At 71.5% G+C, this 16,277-nt stretch carries 14 protein-coding genes and 1 pseudogene; 5 read left to right on the top strand and 10 right to left on the bottom strand.

The features are described 5' to 3' along the window. The 7 genes from ABT154_RS11680 to ABT154_RS11650 form a co-directional block, all read right to left on the bottom strand. The gene (locus tag ABT154_RS11680) at positions 1–1,065 is read right to left on the bottom strand and encodes a universal stress protein (protein ID WP_351855951.1); all 1,065 of its coding nucleotides are present in this window, start codon (positions 1,063–1,065) and stop codon (positions 1–3) included. A gap of 142 nt (positions 1,066–1,207) precedes the next feature. Then, positions 1,208–1,477: a phosphopantetheine-binding protein gene (locus tag ABT154_RS11675; RefSeq protein ID WP_351855948.1), complete on the bottom strand. Its 270-nt coding sequence runs from the start codon at positions 1,475–1,477 to the stop codon at positions 1,208–1,210. Beyond that, positions 1,474–2,868, bottom strand: coding sequence for a dihydrolipoamide acetyltransferase family protein (locus ABT154_RS11670; protein WP_351855945.1), 1,395 nt, complete (start codon positions 2,866–2,868; stop codon positions 1,474–1,476). The genes ABT154_RS11675 and ABT154_RS11670 overlap by 4 nt, the downstream gene beginning before the upstream one ends. A gap of 1 nt (position 2,869) precedes the next feature. Then, entirely contained in the window at positions 2,870–3,880 is a 1,011-nt protein-coding gene (locus tag ABT154_RS11665; protein ID WP_351855943.1) for an alpha-ketoacid dehydrogenase subunit beta, read from the bottom strand. Next, on the bottom strand, positions 3,877–4,941 hold the full coding sequence (gene pdhA / locus ABT154_RS11660) for a pyruvate dehydrogenase (acetyl-transferring) E1 component subunit alpha (protein ID WP_351855940.1): 1,065 nt from the start codon (positions 4,939–4,941) through the stop codon (positions 3,877–3,879). The genes ABT154_RS11665 and pdhA overlap by 4 nt, the downstream gene beginning before the upstream one ends. Before the next feature lie 9 nt (positions 4,942–4,950). Then, positions 4,951–6,735 (bottom strand): acetate--CoA ligase, encoded by a 1,785-nt coding sequence (gene acsA, locus ABT154_RS11655; RefSeq protein WP_351855937.1) that lies wholly within the window; start codon positions 6,733–6,735, stop codon positions 4,951–4,953. Then, positions 6,732–7,409 carry a CBS domain-containing protein gene (locus ABT154_RS11650; RefSeq protein ID WP_351855934.1) on the bottom strand — a complete coding sequence of 226 codons (678 nt, stop codon included), beginning with the start codon at positions 7,407–7,409 and terminating at the stop codon, positions 6,732–6,734. The genes acsA and ABT154_RS11650 overlap by 4 nt, the downstream gene beginning before the upstream one ends. Before the next feature lie 247 nt (positions 7,410–7,656). On the opposite strand from ABT154_RS11650, the pseudogene ABT154_RS11645 reads away from it, so the two are divergent. Both ABT154_RS11645 and ABT154_RS11640 read left to right on the top strand, forming a co-directional pair. Beyond that, positions 7,657–7,836 (top strand): annotated as a pseudogene (locus ABT154_RS11645) (DUF1918 domain-containing protein); the annotation flags it as partial. A gap of 225 nt (positions 7,837–8,061) precedes the next feature. After that, positions 8,062–8,958, top strand: coding sequence for a universal stress protein (locus ABT154_RS11640; protein ID WP_351855932.1), 897 nt, complete (start codon positions 8,062–8,064; stop codon positions 8,956–8,958). Positions 8,959–9,026: 68 nt separating this feature from the next. Here ABT154_RS11640 and ABT154_RS11635 read toward each other — a convergent pair whose 3' ends face one another. The 3 genes from ABT154_RS11635 to ABT154_RS11625 all read right to left on the bottom strand — a co-directional run bounded on the left by ABT154_RS11635 (position 9,027) and on the right by ABT154_RS11625 (position 11,534). Continuing rightward, a complete protein-coding gene (locus tag ABT154_RS11635) occupies positions 9,027–9,395 on the bottom strand; it encodes a VOC family protein (protein WP_351855929.1) in 369 nt (122 codons plus the stop codon). Positions 9,396–9,802: 407 nt separating this feature from the next. Then, complete coding sequence (locus ABT154_RS11630; protein ID WP_351855927.1) at positions 9,803–10,396, bottom strand: hypothetical protein; 594 nt, start codon at positions 10,394–10,396, stop codon at positions 9,803–9,805. 280 nt (positions 10,397–10,676) lie between these two features. Continuing rightward, positions 10,677–11,534, bottom strand: coding sequence for a universal stress protein (locus ABT154_RS11625; RefSeq protein WP_351855924.1), 858 nt, complete (start codon positions 11,532–11,534; stop codon positions 10,677–10,679). Between the two features lie 230 nt (positions 11,535–11,764). Here ABT154_RS11625 and ABT154_RS11620 point away from each other — a divergent pair, with 230 nt between their 5' ends. From ABT154_RS11620 to ppsA, 3 genes are all read left to right on the top strand, one after another. Continuing rightward, positions 11,765–12,670: a universal stress protein gene (locus ABT154_RS11620; protein ID WP_351855922.1), complete on the top strand. Its 906-nt coding sequence runs from the start codon at positions 11,765–11,767 to the stop codon at positions 12,668–12,670. Then, positions 12,667–13,677 (top strand): universal stress protein, encoded by a 1,011-nt coding sequence (locus ABT154_RS11615; RefSeq protein ID WP_351855919.1) that lies wholly within the window; start codon positions 12,667–12,669, stop codon positions 13,675–13,677. The genes ABT154_RS11620 and ABT154_RS11615 overlap by 4 nt, the downstream gene beginning before the upstream one ends. A 137-nt stretch (positions 13,678–13,814) precedes the next feature. After that, positions 13,815–16,208 (top strand): phosphoenolpyruvate synthase, encoded by a 2,394-nt coding sequence (gene ppsA / locus ABT154_RS11610; RefSeq protein ID WP_502969485.1) that lies wholly within the window; start codon positions 13,815–13,817, stop codon positions 16,206–16,208. Positions 16,209–16,277: the final 69 nt, after the last annotated feature.

Raw genomic sequence — 16,277 nt, 5'->3', positions numbered from 1 at the left:
TCAGTCGTGGGGAACGAGGGCCACGGGCACCGGGCTGTGGTGCAGGACGGCGTGGGCCACACTCCCGATGTGCGCGCCGAGTGCCGAGCGGCGGGTACGCCGGCCCACCACCGCGAGGGAGGCCTCCCGGGCGACCGCCACCAGTTCGGGTCCGGCCGATCCGACCGCCACCCGGGCAACCGCCTCGACATCGGGATACTTCGCCCGCCACGGTTCCAGCATGACCTCCACCGAACGCGTGATCTCCGGCACCATGGAGAGCCTGGAGTCCGGGACCATCGCGGGCCCCATTCCCGCGTGCAGCGGGAGCTGCTGCACGTACACGACGAGGACCTGGGTGTGTCGTCGCGCTGCCTCCTCGAAGGCGAAGCCCAGCACGGAGTCCGCGGGCTGCCGCACGTCGGCCCCGACCACGACGGGGCCCTGTGGAGGGCTCGCCGCGCCGACGGCCCGCACGAGCACGACGGGACGCTCGACGGCACCGGCGACCGTCAGGCCGACCGAGCCGACCAGGTAGCCGGCGACGCTGCCCAGCGCCCGTGAGCCGAGGACCAGCAGATCGCTCTCCTCGGCCGCGGCGACGAGACCCGGAACGGGACCCGATGCCAGCACCTGGGAGGTCACCGACAAGCCGGGATGGCGCTCACGCAGTCGACCGGCGGTGCGCGCCATCATCTTCCTCGCCCACGGATCCTCGGACTCCCACTCCACGAGCGACAGGGCGGCCTCCGGTACGGGTTCCCTCGCGTGCACCAGATGCACGTCCGTGCCGCGCAGCAGTGCCTCCTCGGCGGCCCACTCCGCGGCGGCGTCGGCCTGCTCCGTGCCGTCCAGGCCGACCACGATGCTCCGCGTCATGATCGTCCACCTTCCTCGTTCGGTGTCGTCGACGTCGTACGCGAGACGGGCGCAGGAGACCGGGACCACGCCGTCCACCGTCGCGCACATGCGCTCGATCGCCGACACCATGCCCCGGAAGGGCGGCCTTCCGCCGAGCTCCACCCGCCCGTCGGGCACATCGAGCGCGAGGGCGGTCGGTTCGAGACGCAGCGTGTCGCCGAGCACGTCCTCGACGATCTCCCGGCGGATGCCGTCGTCCTCGCGGAGGTGGACGGCCAGAGCGTGCGGGCGACCTCCTTGAACGGGGTGTCGCCGTGGACGCTCACCGCCTCACGGGTCATCAGCTGGTCGATCCCGCGGCGCCGCATCATCCTCTCCTTCCCCGTGAGGACGTTCGTGCCTCGCCCACCAGGCGAGCGGCGCAGCCGTCCCAGCTGTCGAGAGCCGGATAGTCGTCCTCGGTGAGTTCCGTCCCGCTGAGTTCGGCGAGCGCCTCCACGAACTCGAGGAAGTCCAGCGAATCCATCTCGAACGTGTCCCGCAGGGATACGCCGGGATCGAGCCCGGCGAAGTCGGCGCCGGGGACGACACGCTGCACGGCTTGCCGGACGAACGCCTTCGCCTGGTCGTGGTTCACAGTTCCTCCGGTCGTTGCAGGAGCCGGTCCATGGTGGTCAGGAGGCGCGCGCCGGTGGCGCCGTCGGCGGCTCGGTGGTCGGCGGACAGCGTCGCCGTCACCACGGGACGTACTCCCAGCAGCCCGTTCACGGCCACCGGCCGCTCGACGATCCGGCCGAGGCCGACGAGCGCGACCTGCGGCGGGTAGATGACACCGAACACCGCCTCGACGCCCTGATCGCCGAGGTTCGTGACGGTGAGACTGGGGTCGGCGGTCTCGGACGCCCGGAGCCGTCCGCCCCGGGCCCGCGCCACCAGGTCCTTGAGTGCGGCCATCACCTCGGCCACCGTGAGAGTGTCGGCGTGGGCGAGGGACGGAGCGGCAAGACCACCGCCCCGCAGAGAGACGGCGACGCCCAGCCGTACGTCCTTCGCGGGAACGAAGCCGTCGTCGATCCATTGCCCGTTGAGCTCGGGCACCTTCCGCGCCGCCAGCGCCACGGCCTTGAGCATGAGTGCGGCGGGCACCAGTCGGGAGGACAGAGGCAGTTCGCGGTTGCGGGCGCGCATCCACTCCAGGCCCGCTGCCATGTCCACGGTCGTGGAGAGGTAGAAGTGCGGGATCTCCCGCTTGGCCCGGCTCATGAGCCGGGCGGTCGCAGTCCCTGCCGCCTTCGGGGCGGTCGGCCGCGGTGCGCCCTCGGCGGCTGCGACCGAACGGACGTCGTCCGCACGGACGGTGCCGTCCCGGCCCGTGCCGGTCACCTCGGCGAGGTCGACGCCGAGCTGCGTGGCCAGCCGCCGCGCGAGCGGTGAGGACCTCACGCGCCGCGGAGGCTGAAACTCCCCGGTCGAGCCGTCGTCGCGTGCCGGCCTCGGCGGCCGTGTCGTCGGCTCGGTGTTCTCCTCGGGCCGGTCATCGCTCCGCCTACGTCGCACCGGCTCCGTGCCCGGCCGTCGCCCGGTCGCGGTGCGAGCGGACTCTGCCGGGCCGGCGGTCCTGTCGTGCTCCGGTGCTCGGGCGGGTTCCGGTTCCGCGTGCCCCACGTCCGCGCGTGTGATCCTGCCTCCCGGGCCCGAACCACGGACTGCGGCGAGGTCGACGTGTCGGTCCTCGGCGAGTCGGCGGACGAGGGGCGTCGACGGGGGCCGGTCCGCGGCGGGTTCGCTCTCGGCGGTCGTGCCGATACGTGCCAGCGGGGTGCCCACCGGCACGGTGGTGCCCTCGTCGACCAAGAGCGTGTCGACCGTACCGCTGTGGAAGCACTCCACCTCGATCGCGGACTTGGCGGTCTCGACCACGGCGACGACGTCGCCGCGCGTCACCTGGTCGCCGGGGTGCACCAGCCACTGGGAGAGCGTGCCCTCGTCCATGTCGGCGCCGAGTGAGGGCATCGTGAACTCGGCCATCTCAGCTCACCACCCGGCGCGCCGCCGCCACGATTCCGGCCGGCTGGGGGAGTGCCGCCTCCTCCAGCCGACGGGCATAGGGGATGGGGACCTCCGCGCTGCACACCCGCTCGACGGGCGCGTCGAGGTCGAAGAACGCCTGCTCGCAGATGCGCGATTCGATCTCTGCGGACAGGCTGCCGCTGCGCCAGCCCTCGTCGACCACGACGGCCCGGTGGGTCCGCCGGACCGAGCCGATGATGACGGAGTCGTCCAGGGGGCGTAGCGTGCGCAGGTCGACGACCTCCGCGCTGATCCCTTCGCCCGCCAGTTCCTCCGCGGCCTCAAGGGCCTTGGACACGCAACCGCCGTACGCGACAACGGTGACATCGGTGCCTTCACGGCGAACGGCCGCGCGGTCCAGGTCGACCTCGTGGACCGCGGGATCGAGCGTTCCGGACGCGTTGTAGAGGCTGCCGTGCTCGAAGAGCAGCACCGGGTCGGGGTCGGCCAGCGCGGCGGACAGCACGTGGCGGGCGTCGTCGACCGTGGCCGGCGCCAGGACGCGAAGGCCGGGGATGTGCGCGTACCAGCCTTCGAGGCTGTGGGAGTGCTGGGCGGCCAGCTGCCGTCCCGCGCCCGTCGTCATGCGGATCACCAGTGGCACACCGAGCTGTCCGCCGGACATGTGCCGCAGGGTGGCGGCGTTGTTGAGGATCTGGTCGAGTGCCAGCAGGCTGAAGTTGACGGTCATGATCTCGACGACGGGCCGCATCCCGGCCAGGGCGGCGCCGATCCCGGCTCCGACGAACGCGGACTCCGACAGCGGTGTGTCACGGATCCGGTCGGGGCCGAACTCCTCCAGGAGGCCGAGGCTCACGCCGAAGCAGCCGCCGTAGCGGCCCACGTCCTCGCCCATCAGGAACACCCGGTCGTCCGAGGCCAAGGCCTCGCGCAGTCCCTCGCGCAGGGCTTCCCTGTAGGTGAGGGTGTCGTCGTCGGGATGCGCCTGCGTTCGTGTACGCGTGCTCATGCCCGAGCCTCCTTGGGTCGGCCGGTGACATGAAGCAACAGATCCTCGGGCGGCTCCTCGGGGGCCTGTTCGGCCTTCCGGACGGCGTGGGCGATCTCCTCGGCGACCTGGTGTTCCACGTCGTCCAGCGTGGCGGTGTCGAGGAGTCCAGCCGTACGCATGGCATCGGAGAGGCCGGTGACGGGGTCGTGCCGCTTCCACTCCTCGACCTCGTCCTTCGGCCGGTACCGGTCCGGGTCGTACATCGAATGCGCGCGGAACCGATACGTCCGCAACTCCAGGAAGTGCGGCCCGTTGCCGGCCCGGACCGCCTCGACCGCTCCGCGTGCCGCCTTCTCCACGGCGTGCACGTCCATGCCGTCGACGGCCCAGGCGGCCATGCCGTACGACGCCGCCCGCATCGCCAGGTCCGTCTGGGCGTGTTCGCGGGCGAGGGCCGTCCCCATCGCGTAGAGGTTGTTCTCGCAGACGAAGAGCACCGGCAGCCCCCAGAGCGCCGCCAGGTTGGCAGTCTCGTGGAACTCGCCCTCGGCGAAGGCTCCGTCGCCGAAGAAGCAGCAGGTGACCCGGGGCTCGCCCCGCATCCGGTCGGCGAGCGCCAGGCCAGCCGCGAGAGGCAGGCCGCCGCCCACGATCGCGTTGCCGCCGTAGAAGCGGCGATCGGCGTCGAAGAGGTGCATGGAGCCGCCGCGCCCGTGGCTGCATCCGGTGGTCTTCCCGTACATCTCCGCCATCACGGCCTCGGGCGGTATCCCACGGGCCAGGGCGTGGCCGTGTTCGCGGTACGTGGAGACGACCGCGTCCCGCTCGTCGAGAGCCTGGTGGACGCCGACCGCCACCGCCTCCTCGCCGATGTAGAGGTGGACGAAGCCCCGGATCGCCGCTGCGCTGTACAGCTCGACACACCGCTCCTCGAACCGCCGGATGAGCAGCATCCGCCGCAGCAGGTCCAGGTCGTGGGCCGCCGAGGGCGTGCGGGAGGGAGTGGTGGGTCCACGTGGGCGACGGGGGCGCTTCGTCTTCGGTGTCCCGGCGGACCTTCCGCCGTGTGCGGTGGCCATCACGGCTCCTTACTCGGAGAGCCCGGCCGGCCCGGGTGTCTCCAGCGTCGACACGTCGCCGTCTGGCAGGCCCAGTTCACGGGCCCGCAACAGGCGGCGCATCACCTTTCCACTGCGCGTGCGCGGCAGGTCCTCGACGAACTCGATCTCCCGGGGGGCGACGGCGGGCCCGAGGCGACGGCGGGCGAACGTCATCACGTCGCGACGCAGTTCCGGGTCGGGTGGATACCCGGGGCGCGGCAGCACGAACGCCTTGACGATCGCGCCCGCCAGCGGGTCGGGTCGTCCGATGACACCGGCCTCCGCGACGGCCGGATGCTCCATGAGCGCGCTCTCCACCTCGAACGGCCCGATGAGGTGCCCTGCGGACTTGATGACGTCGTCGGCCCGGCCCACGAACCAGAACCAGCCGTCCGCGTCCCGGCTGACCAGGTCGCCGGTCAGGTACCACCCGTCGGCGAAGCACGCCTCGTAACGGTGCGGCTCGTGGAGGTAGCCACGGAACATCGACGGCCAGCCCGCCCGCAGGGCGAGCTCACCCTGGGGCCCCGGTTCCCGGAGGATCCGGACGTGCCCGCCGGTGGTCGTGGCCCGGCCGTCCTCGCCGCACGCCAGTACGGCGGCCTCGATGCCCGGAAGCGGTCGGCCCATCGAACCGGGCCGCACCGGGTCGGCCGCGAAATTGGCGATCATGATGGCACCGGTCTCGGTCTGCCACCAGGTGTCGTGGACCGCGAGCCCGAGCGCTTCCCGCCCCCAGTGCACGGCCTCGGGGTTGAGCGCCTCACCCACGCTTGCGACGAACCGGAGCGCCGAGAGGTCGTGGCGCGCGGCGGGTGTCGGGTCGCCGTCGCGCGGTGCGGCTCGCATGAGCATGCGGAGCGCGGTGGGCGCGGTGTACCAGACGGTGACGTGCTGGTCGGCGAGGATCCCGTACCAGCGAGCGGGGACGAAGTCTCCTTCGTCGACGACGGTCGTCACCCCGTGGGTGAGGGGGGCGATGACGCCGTACGACATGCCGGTGACCCAGCCCGGGTCGGCGGTGCACCAGAAGACGTCGCCCTCGTGCAGGTCCAGGGCGTACGCAGCGGTGACGTGATGGGCGAGGACGGCCTCGTGCACGTGTATCGCGCCTTTGGGGGTGCCTGTCGTTCCGCTGGTGAAGTGCAGCAGCGCCGGATCCGCCGGATCCGTCGGTCCCACCGTGTACCCGTCGGGGGCGGCGTCCGTGAGCGCGGGGAGGGAGAGGGTGCCAGGGGGCGGGTCGGCCCCGGGGTCGAGGAGCAGGACGTGTCGCAGATGCGGAAGCCGGGAGCGCACCGGCGCCACCTTGCGCTCGTACAGCTCCCGGGTCGTGACCAGCGCCCGGGCGTTTCCCAGCGCCATGCGCAGCGCGACGGGTTCGGGACCGAACGCGGTGAACAGGGGGCACACGACTCGCCCGGCACGCAGCGTCCCCAGGACGGTGCTGTACAGCTCGAAGCGGCGGCCGAGCAGGGTGAACACCCGCTCGCCGCGTTCCGTGCCGAGCGTCTCCAGCACGTTCGCGAAGCGGGAGCTCGCGGCCGCGAGCCGGGCGAAGGAGATGCACGAGACGGATCCGTCGCGGCCGACGCAGCGCAGGGCGACGCGTTCGCCGTGGCCCTCACGCAGGTGACGGTCGACCGCCTCGTACCCGATGTTGATGCCGCCGTCCGGCAGCCCGGCGAGCCGGGACCGCTCGCGTCGCCAGGAGAAAGCGGCCCGGGCGCTGTCGTAGTCGGGCATGACCGGTGCCACCCACAGGGCGCTCATCGCGGTGGTTCCACGTCGAGCGCGAGATTGTCGTAGGCGTACTCGATCGATTCGTGCAGCGCGACCACTCCGTCGACCGAGCGGCAGAGGCGTACGATCACGCGGATGTCGGCGCGCTCGTCGACCCGGCCCTTCAGCCTGACGACTCCGTCGTCGACGGTCACCCGGATCGTGTCGGGAGCGAGGCGCAGCGTGTCGGCCAGGACGTCGTGCTCGATCTCGTCACGGATCGCGGTGTCACTCCGCAGGAAGGGCCGTAGCAGGTCGCTTCGGCTGATGATCCCGACGAGCCGGCCGGTCTCGTCGATGACGGGAAGCCGCTTCACTCCCTTGCGGTGCATGGTCCGGGCCGTCTCGGCGAGGTTCCAGTTCGGCTGTGCCGTGACGGCCGGCGAAGTCATCAGCTGGGCGGCCGTCTCCGCGTCGGGCAGCCCCCGCTCCTCGGACAGGAGCCGGACGCCCGCCGAACGGCCCTCCAGGTCGGGGAGCTCGGCGGTGGCCCGAAGCAGGTCGGCCTCCGAGACCACGCCGAGCAGGCGTCGGTCGGGATCGACGACCGGGACAGCGGAGACATCGTGCTCGGCGAAGAGCCGGGCGACCTGCTTGAACGGAGTCTGTGGGGCGGCGGTGACCACCTTGTGGGTCATCACCTCGAATACCGTTCGGTGCTGCATGACGGTCCTCCTTCAGGGGACGCGGCCCGCCCAGTTCTCACTCTGCTGCGCGCAACCCACGCGGGGCAGTGCCGAATGGTCCCCTTCCGGGACTTTCGGCCCCTATGGCGCCCGGCCTGCAGGGAGGCACGGTGGAGGAGGTGAGGGGGTCCGTCTCGGGAGGACCGCGGCCGGGCGCTCGTGCCGGGAGGCGAGAATCATGACCGCGACCGGAGCACGACAAGGCCAGGAGAAGCCCCGTGCCGGGTTGTGGGCTCGTGTCGGTGACCGGCTGATCGTGGGTGGTGCCACGGTCGGGGACGAGGGGCGTGACGGTGAGATCGTCGGGCTCCACCATCCCGACGGCACCCCGCCCTTCGATGTCCGATGGTCGGACACGGGCCGGGTCACTCTGGTGTTCCCGGGCCCGGACGCGAGGGTCCAGCACTTCCCGCCGCACGGCACGGCCGCACGGCACGGGAGAGGCCGGACCCGCGAGGGCCGCTAAGCGGTCGTGAACTCAGCCGACGCAGCCACCACGCCGGGCACGTCCCGGGTCAGGCGCAGGGTCCGGGCGGGCCGTGCCCGGGACCGACCGGCCCTACCCGGGTCCCTCGGCCCGGTGCGAGCGTGGCAGCAGGCCACCCCACGACCCGGAAAGGCGGTGGGCGCGATGGAATCGCCCCTGGTGATAGGAGTCGACGGGTCCGACGCCAGTCTCACGGCCCTGGACTGGGCGGTCGACGAAGCCGTACGGCACGGGCTTCCCCTGCGGATCGTCCATGCCTCGATGTGGGAACGGTACGAGAGCGTCGTGCCGGCCTGGGCCACGGACCGGCCGTCGGGCCAGGTCCTCGCCGAGAACATCGTCGGCACCGCGGCCGAACGCGCCCGCCGTCGTGTCCCCGACCTCTCCGTCGCCACGGACGTCCTCGCCGAGGACGCGTCCAGCGCGCTGCTCAGGGTGGGGAGGGAGGGCGCGATCGTCGTCGGGTCACGTGGGCGCGGCGAGTTCGCCGACCTTCTGCTCGGATCCGTCAGCCTTATCGTGGCTGCCCGAGCCCGCTGCCCGGTCATCGTCGTCCGTGGGGACCGGGAGGCCCTGGAAGCACGCCACGGGCGTGTCCTCCTCGGCGTCGGAGAGAACGACCTGGACTCGCCGGCGGTGCGGTTCGCCTTCCGCGAGGCGACCGCTCGGGACGCCGAACTCGATGTCGTCAGCACCTGGCGGCGGCCGCCTCACGAGCCGGCCGACTACCTGTTGATGAGGCGCGCCGGGGCGGCCTACTTCACGGAAGGGACTTCCGATCTGCTCGACAAGGCCCTTGAGGCCGCGGCTGCCGAACATCCTCAGGTGCGCCTGCGCAGGAGCTCGGTCGAGGGCCCCGCCCACAGGATACTGACCGAGCGCTCAGCCGCCGCCGACCTGCTGGTCGTCGGCGCCCGACGCCGGGACGCACTCGTTGGCCTGCAACTCGGCAGGGTTGCCCACCGCGCCCTGCACCACGCCTCGTGCCCGGTCGCCGTCGTACCCCAGCGGCGTCCCGCGGCCACGGACGGAGACCAGTGAAGCCGCGTTACCGGCAATTGATCTCTGCCGCAGGCAGCCCACGATCAGCACGTGTCCCCTGAACAGCGTTACCTGGCCGGGATCGGCTGAGTGAGGTTCACCGGGTTGCCGTCGGGGTCCTGGATGTGGGCGACGCGCTGCCCCCACGGCATGTCGTTGGGGCCGCCGCGGACCGAGCCGCCCAGCGCCTCCACCCGGCCGAGCGTCTCTTCGACGTCGTCGACACCGATGCTGAGCAGGATCCGCGGCGCCGCCCCGGTCCCCGGGCTTTCCTTGGCCACCAGCCCGAGGTCGGTGTCGCCGATGCGCAAGCCGAGGTAGAAGGCCGGGCCTTCCGCCGGTACCCGGAAGATCTCCTCAGCGCCGAACAACTTCGTATAGAAGCCGAGCAGAACGTCCTGGTCGGCAGTCAGGATCACCGGCTGGATGGTGGACATGGCACTCCTGTCGAGAACGGTCGTGTCGCTGGGTAGACCGTTCGAGGAAGATGAACTCATCGGCAAACCACCCCGCCGGACGATCCGCAACACAGACTGCCGCCTACGACCAGCCCGAGCACCCCGAAACGAGGTCAGGCCGCCCCGCTGACCAGCCACGTCAAGAAGGCGGAGCTTCAGTGATGTCCTCGCCGGGTGAGCCGCACTCCTCGCACGAACGGTGTCGGACGAGACCTCGGTACGGAGGACCAGGGAAGAGGTCCACTCGGAGCCGTGGCCGGGGACGGGCGGGACACCGTGGTGACGCCCTCGCCGCGCCGGGTGACCGGCCGCCGCATCCAAGTGCTCGGCGTGCCCGGCGCGCCCTCCGGGCACGCCGACTGGACGGTTCGGAGTCGGCCGTGGCGTCAGTGCTCGCTGGTGGCGATGTAGATGCCGTGCCAGGTGTGGTCCCACACAGCGCCGGTGGAGGCGTTGACCGACAGCATGCCGCTGGTTTCGCCCGAGCGCAGGGTGTGCAGGGTGTAGTAACCGGGGAAGGCCTCGGCCTCGCCGACGGTCAGGTCGCCGCCCCGGTCACGCAGCCACTTCCGGGCGCGCTCCTGAGCCTCGTGGGGAGAGATCCGGATCTCGGGCCGGCCTCGCTGGTGCATGCCGTAGTCGGTGTTCCACATCATCGCCGGCCCGTACTCGATCCCGGTGTCACCATCGGACGGATCAACGAGGATCTCAGTTGCCAGCTTCCCGTCAGGTGTGTGCAATTCGGCGTAGAAGTTCTTCGAGAACTGCATGACTTCACCGACACGCAGGTCGAGCCGATCGGCGAAGACGTCGGCCCGCTGGCGGGCTTGGCCAAGGTTCTCGACCGGAGTACCGTCGCCACGCTGCCAGTAGCCCCCGCCCATCATGCCGGGACCCCACGCGCAGTCATTCCGGCCCGTCATTCCCGGCCCCATGCCGGGCGCCCATGAGCCCCAGTCGTTCCAGTCGTCGGCGGACATGCCCGGCCTCCAGCAAACGCCGCCGGAAGGGCCGGGGGGTGGGACGGCGGCTGCGCTCGGGGACCTGTCGCCGGAGGTGCTGTTTCCGGCCGCACATCCGGCGGCCAGAGCGAGGGCCGCCAGCGCCGCCGCGGTCCGTCTGTTCTTCCTGGACATGATCACCACCCTTCCGGGCCGTTGCCGGTCCACCGACCGGGATGCGTTCCCTTCAGTCTCTCCCCGGACGCAAGTACCGCCGAGGGCGCGGTCGAAGGCCGCCGAGTCGTCGCTGTCCGATCGCTCAGGTCAAGGGGACGACGGCGACCGGCGCGGGGCTGTGGTGGATGACCGCGTGTGCGACATGCCCCAAGTGGGGGCCGAGGGGGATCTTGCGGCTCAGGCGTCCCACGATGACGAGTTGCGCGGTCTGTGACGCCTCGACCAGCTGGTACGCAGGCGTGCCCACCAACGACTCGGCCGCCACCTCCACGCCCGGGTACCGCTTCCGCCAAGGATCCAGCAGGTCATCCAGTTCGCCGAGGAAGTGGCTGCCCAGCTCTTTGCCGATCCCCGGGTCCACGACGGCCGCGTAGCCGTACGAGGGGGGAAGCGTCCAGCCGTGGAGGAACCGCAGCGGCGCGCCCTTCCGGGCGGATTCGGAGAAGGAGAACGCGAGCAGGGCTTCGCACGGGTGGTGGATGTCGACACCCACCACGATGCCTCCTCCGGTACCTGCCCGTTCGTCCCTCGCACGTACGAGGACGACAGGCTGTCGTGCCGCGCCGGCGACGGCGAGGGAGACCGAGCCGACGATGAAGCCGCGGACGCCGCCGAGCCCGCGCGAACCGAGGACCGTCAGATCCGCCTCGTTCGCGGCGGCCGTGAGTTCCTCGGCTGCCCGGCCCCGCGCATGCTCCGTGACGACCTCGAGGTCCGGATGGTCCTTCCGCGCCTGCTCCAGCTCGTCCCGCATCAGCCTCTCGGCCCGCTCGTCCAGGGTGCGGGCGAACGCAAGGGGTACCTCTGGCGTGTTCGGCCACTCCTCCACATGCACCAGCCTGAGGGGCACTTCCCGCAGCACCGCCTGTGTCGCGGCCCAACGGGCGGCGGCGAGGCTTTCATCAGAGCCGTCCAGACCGACGGTGACCTGGGCTGTCATGGCGAGCCTCCCTCGTCGAGTCCTGTCCGATCCCGCCCCTCCCGGGACCGGATCGGACAGGGGATCCCGCATTTCAGGTTGGTGTCACGTCGCCTTCCGCAGCAGGGCCGGGCAGGGCCCGATCGGGGCCGAACGGCCCATCCCCAGGAGGCCCACCACGGTGCCAGTGTGGGACATGTCGCCCCTCGGGACGCGCTTCCGAGCCTCGGTTGTTCCCCGGAGGAGGAGCCATGACCAGCGAGATCCCCGCCCGACCGGAGCTCGGCGACATCGTGGTGGGAGTCGACGGGTCGCCGTCCGGGCGCACGGCCGTGCTCTGGGCCGCCGACGAGGCGGACCGACGGGGACGGTCGCTGCGTCTCGTTCACGCCGCCGACACCGACCGACGGGCGATCTTCTCCAACGCCGAGACGATCCAGGCGGTGCGCGAAGCAGGGCGCGACCTGCTGATCAAGACCGCGAGCACGGTCCAGGAGCGTTTTCCGGACCTCGCCGTCACGAGGGAACTGAGCCGCCAGGAGCCGGTCGCCGGTCTCCGGGCGGCTGCCGGCCACGGGGGCACGATCGTGGTGGGCAACCGGGGGCTCGGCGGATTCTCCGCCCTCATGCTCGGCTCCGTCGGTCTGGGGGTGGCCGCCCGCGCCGAGGTGCCCGTGATCGTCGTCCGCGGTGACGGTGTGCGTCCCGCGCCGGGCTCGGTGACGGCGGCCGTGCACGGCGCCTCGGACCTGGGCTGGCTGCTCGTCGCCGCTGCCGAGGCCGACGCCCGCAAGGCGGCGTTGCGACTGGTGAGCGTCTGGAACGTGCTCACCCACGTCGGCAGCGTCGCGAGCATGCTGGACGACCTCGACGGGATCGCGCGGCAGCGCGTGCACGAGATCAAGGGGCTCGCCGACCTGGTGCGTGAGTTCTATCCGCAGCTGATCATCAGCCATCACGTCGAGCCGGGCGCGAGCACGCCCGGGATCCTCGTGGAGGCGACCGCCCACACCGATCTGCTCGTGATGGGCAGAGAACACCGTGTCCTGGGCGCGGGCCCGTCCCTGGGACGCGTCGCCCACGTCCTGCTCCACCACGCCGCCTGTCCGGTGGAGATCGTCCCACCCGCCTTCGCCACCCGTGTCGAGGAGACGTGAACGAGATACTGCTCGGCATCGACCCCCGGGAGCAGTCGGTCCCCGCTCTCGTCTGGGCCGCCGACGAGGCCGTACGAAGAGGACTGGCGCTCAGGCTGGTCGTCGCCGTTCCGCCTGCCCACGGCGGGTTCTGGTACGACGCGCTCGCCCGCCAGAGCGCCCTGCGGATCCGCGCGGACTCGGCGATCGCCGACGCGGAGGACCTTGTCCGGGGACTGCACGACGGTCTGCGGATCGCGACGGAACGCGTGAACGGTGTGCCGGCGACCGTGTTGTGCGACATGGCGGCGCACGCCGCGCTCGTCGTCGTCGGCTCGCGCCGTCTCGCCAGGGCGGCCGAGGTGCTCAGCGAGAGCTCCGTGGCCGTCCCCCTCACCGCACGGGCCGCCTGCCCCGTCGTCGTGGTCCGCGCACCCGAGCACACCACGGTGCCCCCACCGACCGTCGTCGTCGGCGTGGACGGAAGCGAGGCCTCACGGGACGCGGTCGCCTTCGCAGTCGAGGAGGCGAGCCTGCGCGAGGCACGGCTGCGGGCCCTCTGGGTCTGGCCCCGTTCGGTCCTCGCCCACGACGACGGTGAAGAGGGTCTGGACGAGCGGCGTCGGCTGCTCGCCGAATCGGTGGCGGGCTGGGCGGAGAGATATCCCGATGTCGCCGTCTCCCGGGAGGTCCTGAGGGGACACCCGGTCGAGCAACTTGCCCTGGCGTCACGGGAATCCCTCTCACTCGTGGTCGGTCGCCGAGGCCGTGGCGGCTACTCCGGCATGCGGCTGGGGTCGACGGTCCACGGCCTGCTGCACCGTGCTCCGTGCCCGGTGATCACCGTCCCCTGCCAGCAGCGCGAGCGCCGGACACACGACTCGGCACGGGCCGACCGGTCCCGTTCCGGCACGGCCGGCCGGCCCGTGCACGCTGCCCCGCCCGGCACTGGGACACGACCACCTCCACGGGGGACGGTGGGGCTGGAGCACACCCGCGGTCCATCGACCGGTTCCGCGGAGCGGTGACCATCATGAAGCGCATCCGGATCAGCCGCCGGCCGGGCCGCCCCCGCGGGCAGGCTCCCCTCGACCTGCGCACGCCGTCCGGCAGGCGCCTGCCGTACTGAGGAGGCCCGAGAGCTGTGGAGGAGACCATGGGACCGATGCGACACGTCGTACCGTTCACGGAACTCGGGCGGCACGATGTCGGCCGAGCGGGTGGCAAGAACGCCTCGCTGGGCGAGATGACCACGCGGCTCGGGAAGGCGGGCATCCGCGTCCCTCCGGGATTCGCCACCACCGCCGAAGCGTACGAGGAACTGCTCGGTTCCCGAGACCTCCGCCGTCGGGTGGAGGCACAGATCGACAGGCTGCATGAGGACGCCCCGCTCGACGAGGTCGGTGCGGCCATCCGCTCCCTCTTCCTCGTGGAGCCGTTGCCCGCGCCTCTGCGGGATGCGGTGCTCGCGGCGTACGAGCGGCTGGCCGAGGAGATCGGCCGGGAGTCGCCCGAGGTGGCGGTGCGCAGCAGTGCGACGGCGGAGGACCTGCCCGAAGCGAGTTTCGCCGGGCAGCAGGATACGTACCTGAACGTCAGCGGCGCCGACGCGCTCCTTGAGGCGTGCACGCGCTGCTACGCCTCCCTGTTCACGGACCGGGCGATCGACTACCGGGAACGGATGGGCTTCGACCACCTTGCCGTCGCCTTGTCCATCGGCGTCCAGGCCATGGTCCGCTCCGATCTCGCCGGCGCCGGGGTCGTCTTCACCCTCGACCCGGAGAGCGGCTTCCCGGACGTCATCGTGGTGAGTGCCGCCTGGGGGCTGGGGGAGACCGTCGTCAGCGGCCAGGTCGACCCGGACGAGTACACGGTGTTCAAGCCGAGCATGAAGGACCCGGCGCTCGACCCCGTCATCGACGTGCGGATAGGAGCCAAGCGGCGGAAGGCCGTGTACGCGGACGCCGGGCTGACCCGCACGGTCGACACACCCGACGGTGAGCGGAACCGGCGTGTCCTCGACGACGCGGAGATCCGCACGCTCGCCGGCTGGGCGGCGGCCGTCGAGGAGCACTACGGCTGCCCCATGGACATCGAATGGGCCAAGGACGGCCTCACTGACGAGCTCTGGATCGTCCAGGCCCGCCCCGAGACGGTCCAGTCGCGTCGGCGCACCACCACCCTGACCCGCCGTCGGCTCACCGTCACTCCCGGCGAACCGCTCGTCGTAGGCATCGCCGTCGGCGAGGCCATCGGCCAGGGCAGTGTCGTGGCGCTCGACGCGCCCGTCGACCTCGACCGCTTCCCACAGGGCGGCGTCCTCGTCACCGGCATCACCGACCCGGACTGGGAACCCGTCATGAAGAGGGCCTCCGCGATCGTCACCGACCACGGGGGACGTACCTCACACGCCGCCATCGTCAGCCGCGAACTCGGCGTCCCCGCCGTCGTCGGAACCGGAAACGGGACACGGATCCTGCGTGACGGGCATCCCGTCACGGTCTCCTGCGCCGAAGGAGGAAGCGGACGTGTCTACCAAGAGCTGCTCCCGTACGAGGAGACCCAGACCGACCTCGCGGAACTGCCCGCGACCCGAACCCGGGTGATGCTGAACCTGGCCGATCCATCAGCCGCGTTCCGCTGGTGGCGACTTCCCGCGGACGGAGTGGGACTGGCGCGCCTCGAGTTCATCGTCGCCCACCAGGTGAAAGTGCACCCCATGGCCCTGCTGCACCCGGAGCGGCTCGAAGCCCACGACCGGCATGTCATCGAGCGGCTCACCGAGGGCTACCTCGACCGAGGCGACTACTTCGTCGACCGGCTGGCCCACGGAATCGCCCGGATCGCGGCCTCGCGCTGGCCGGCGCCCGTCGTCGTGCGCACCAGCGACTTCAAGACCAACGAGTACGCCAAGCTCCTCGGCGGCCGGCCCTTCGAACCGGACGAGGCGAACCCCATGATCGGCTGGCGTGGCGCGAGCCGCTACTACAGCGACGGCTACCGCGAGGGCTTCGCCCTCGAATGCCGCGCACTGCGCCGGGTCCGTGACGGGATGGGGCTGACGAACGTGATCGTCATGATCCCCTTCTGCCGCACCCTCGGCGAGGCCGACCGTGTGCTGGCGGTGATGGCGGACGAGGGACTGGTACGAGGCGAGAACGGGCTGAAGGTCCACGTCATGGCGGAGATTCCGGCCAACATCGTTCTGGCCGGGGAGTTCGCGGAACGCTTCGACGGGTTCTCGATCGGCAGCAACGACCTCACCCAGCTCACCCTCGGCGTCGACCGCGACTCCGAGGCCCTCGCCCATGTCTTCGACGAGCGGGACGCCGCGGTCGTCCGCAGCATTCAGACCCTTGTCGTCCGTGCCCACGCGGCGGGCCGGCCGGTCGGACTGTGCGGGCAGCGGCCCAGCGACGATCCGGCGTTCACCGCGATCCTGGTCGAGGCGGGCCTCGACTCGATCTCGGTGGCGCCGGACAGCTTCGCCGCGGTCAAAGGGCACGTGGCCCGCGCGGAGACGACGCCCGAGAACGGCACCGGAGGACGGGAGGAGTGACGATGCCGAGGAAGACACGCCACCGGGTCGCCAGGGACACCGAGCTATCGGCCCGGCGCGGGCCACGGG

This window comes from Streptomyces sp. NPDC001728 (genome assembly GCF_040297565.1).
Taxonomy (GTDB): Bacteria; Actinomycetota; Actinomycetes; order Streptomycetales; family Streptomycetaceae; genus Streptomyces.
The sequence above is the reverse complement of the archived record's forward strand: the minus strand, read 5'-3'. Positions and strand labels throughout refer to the sequence as shown.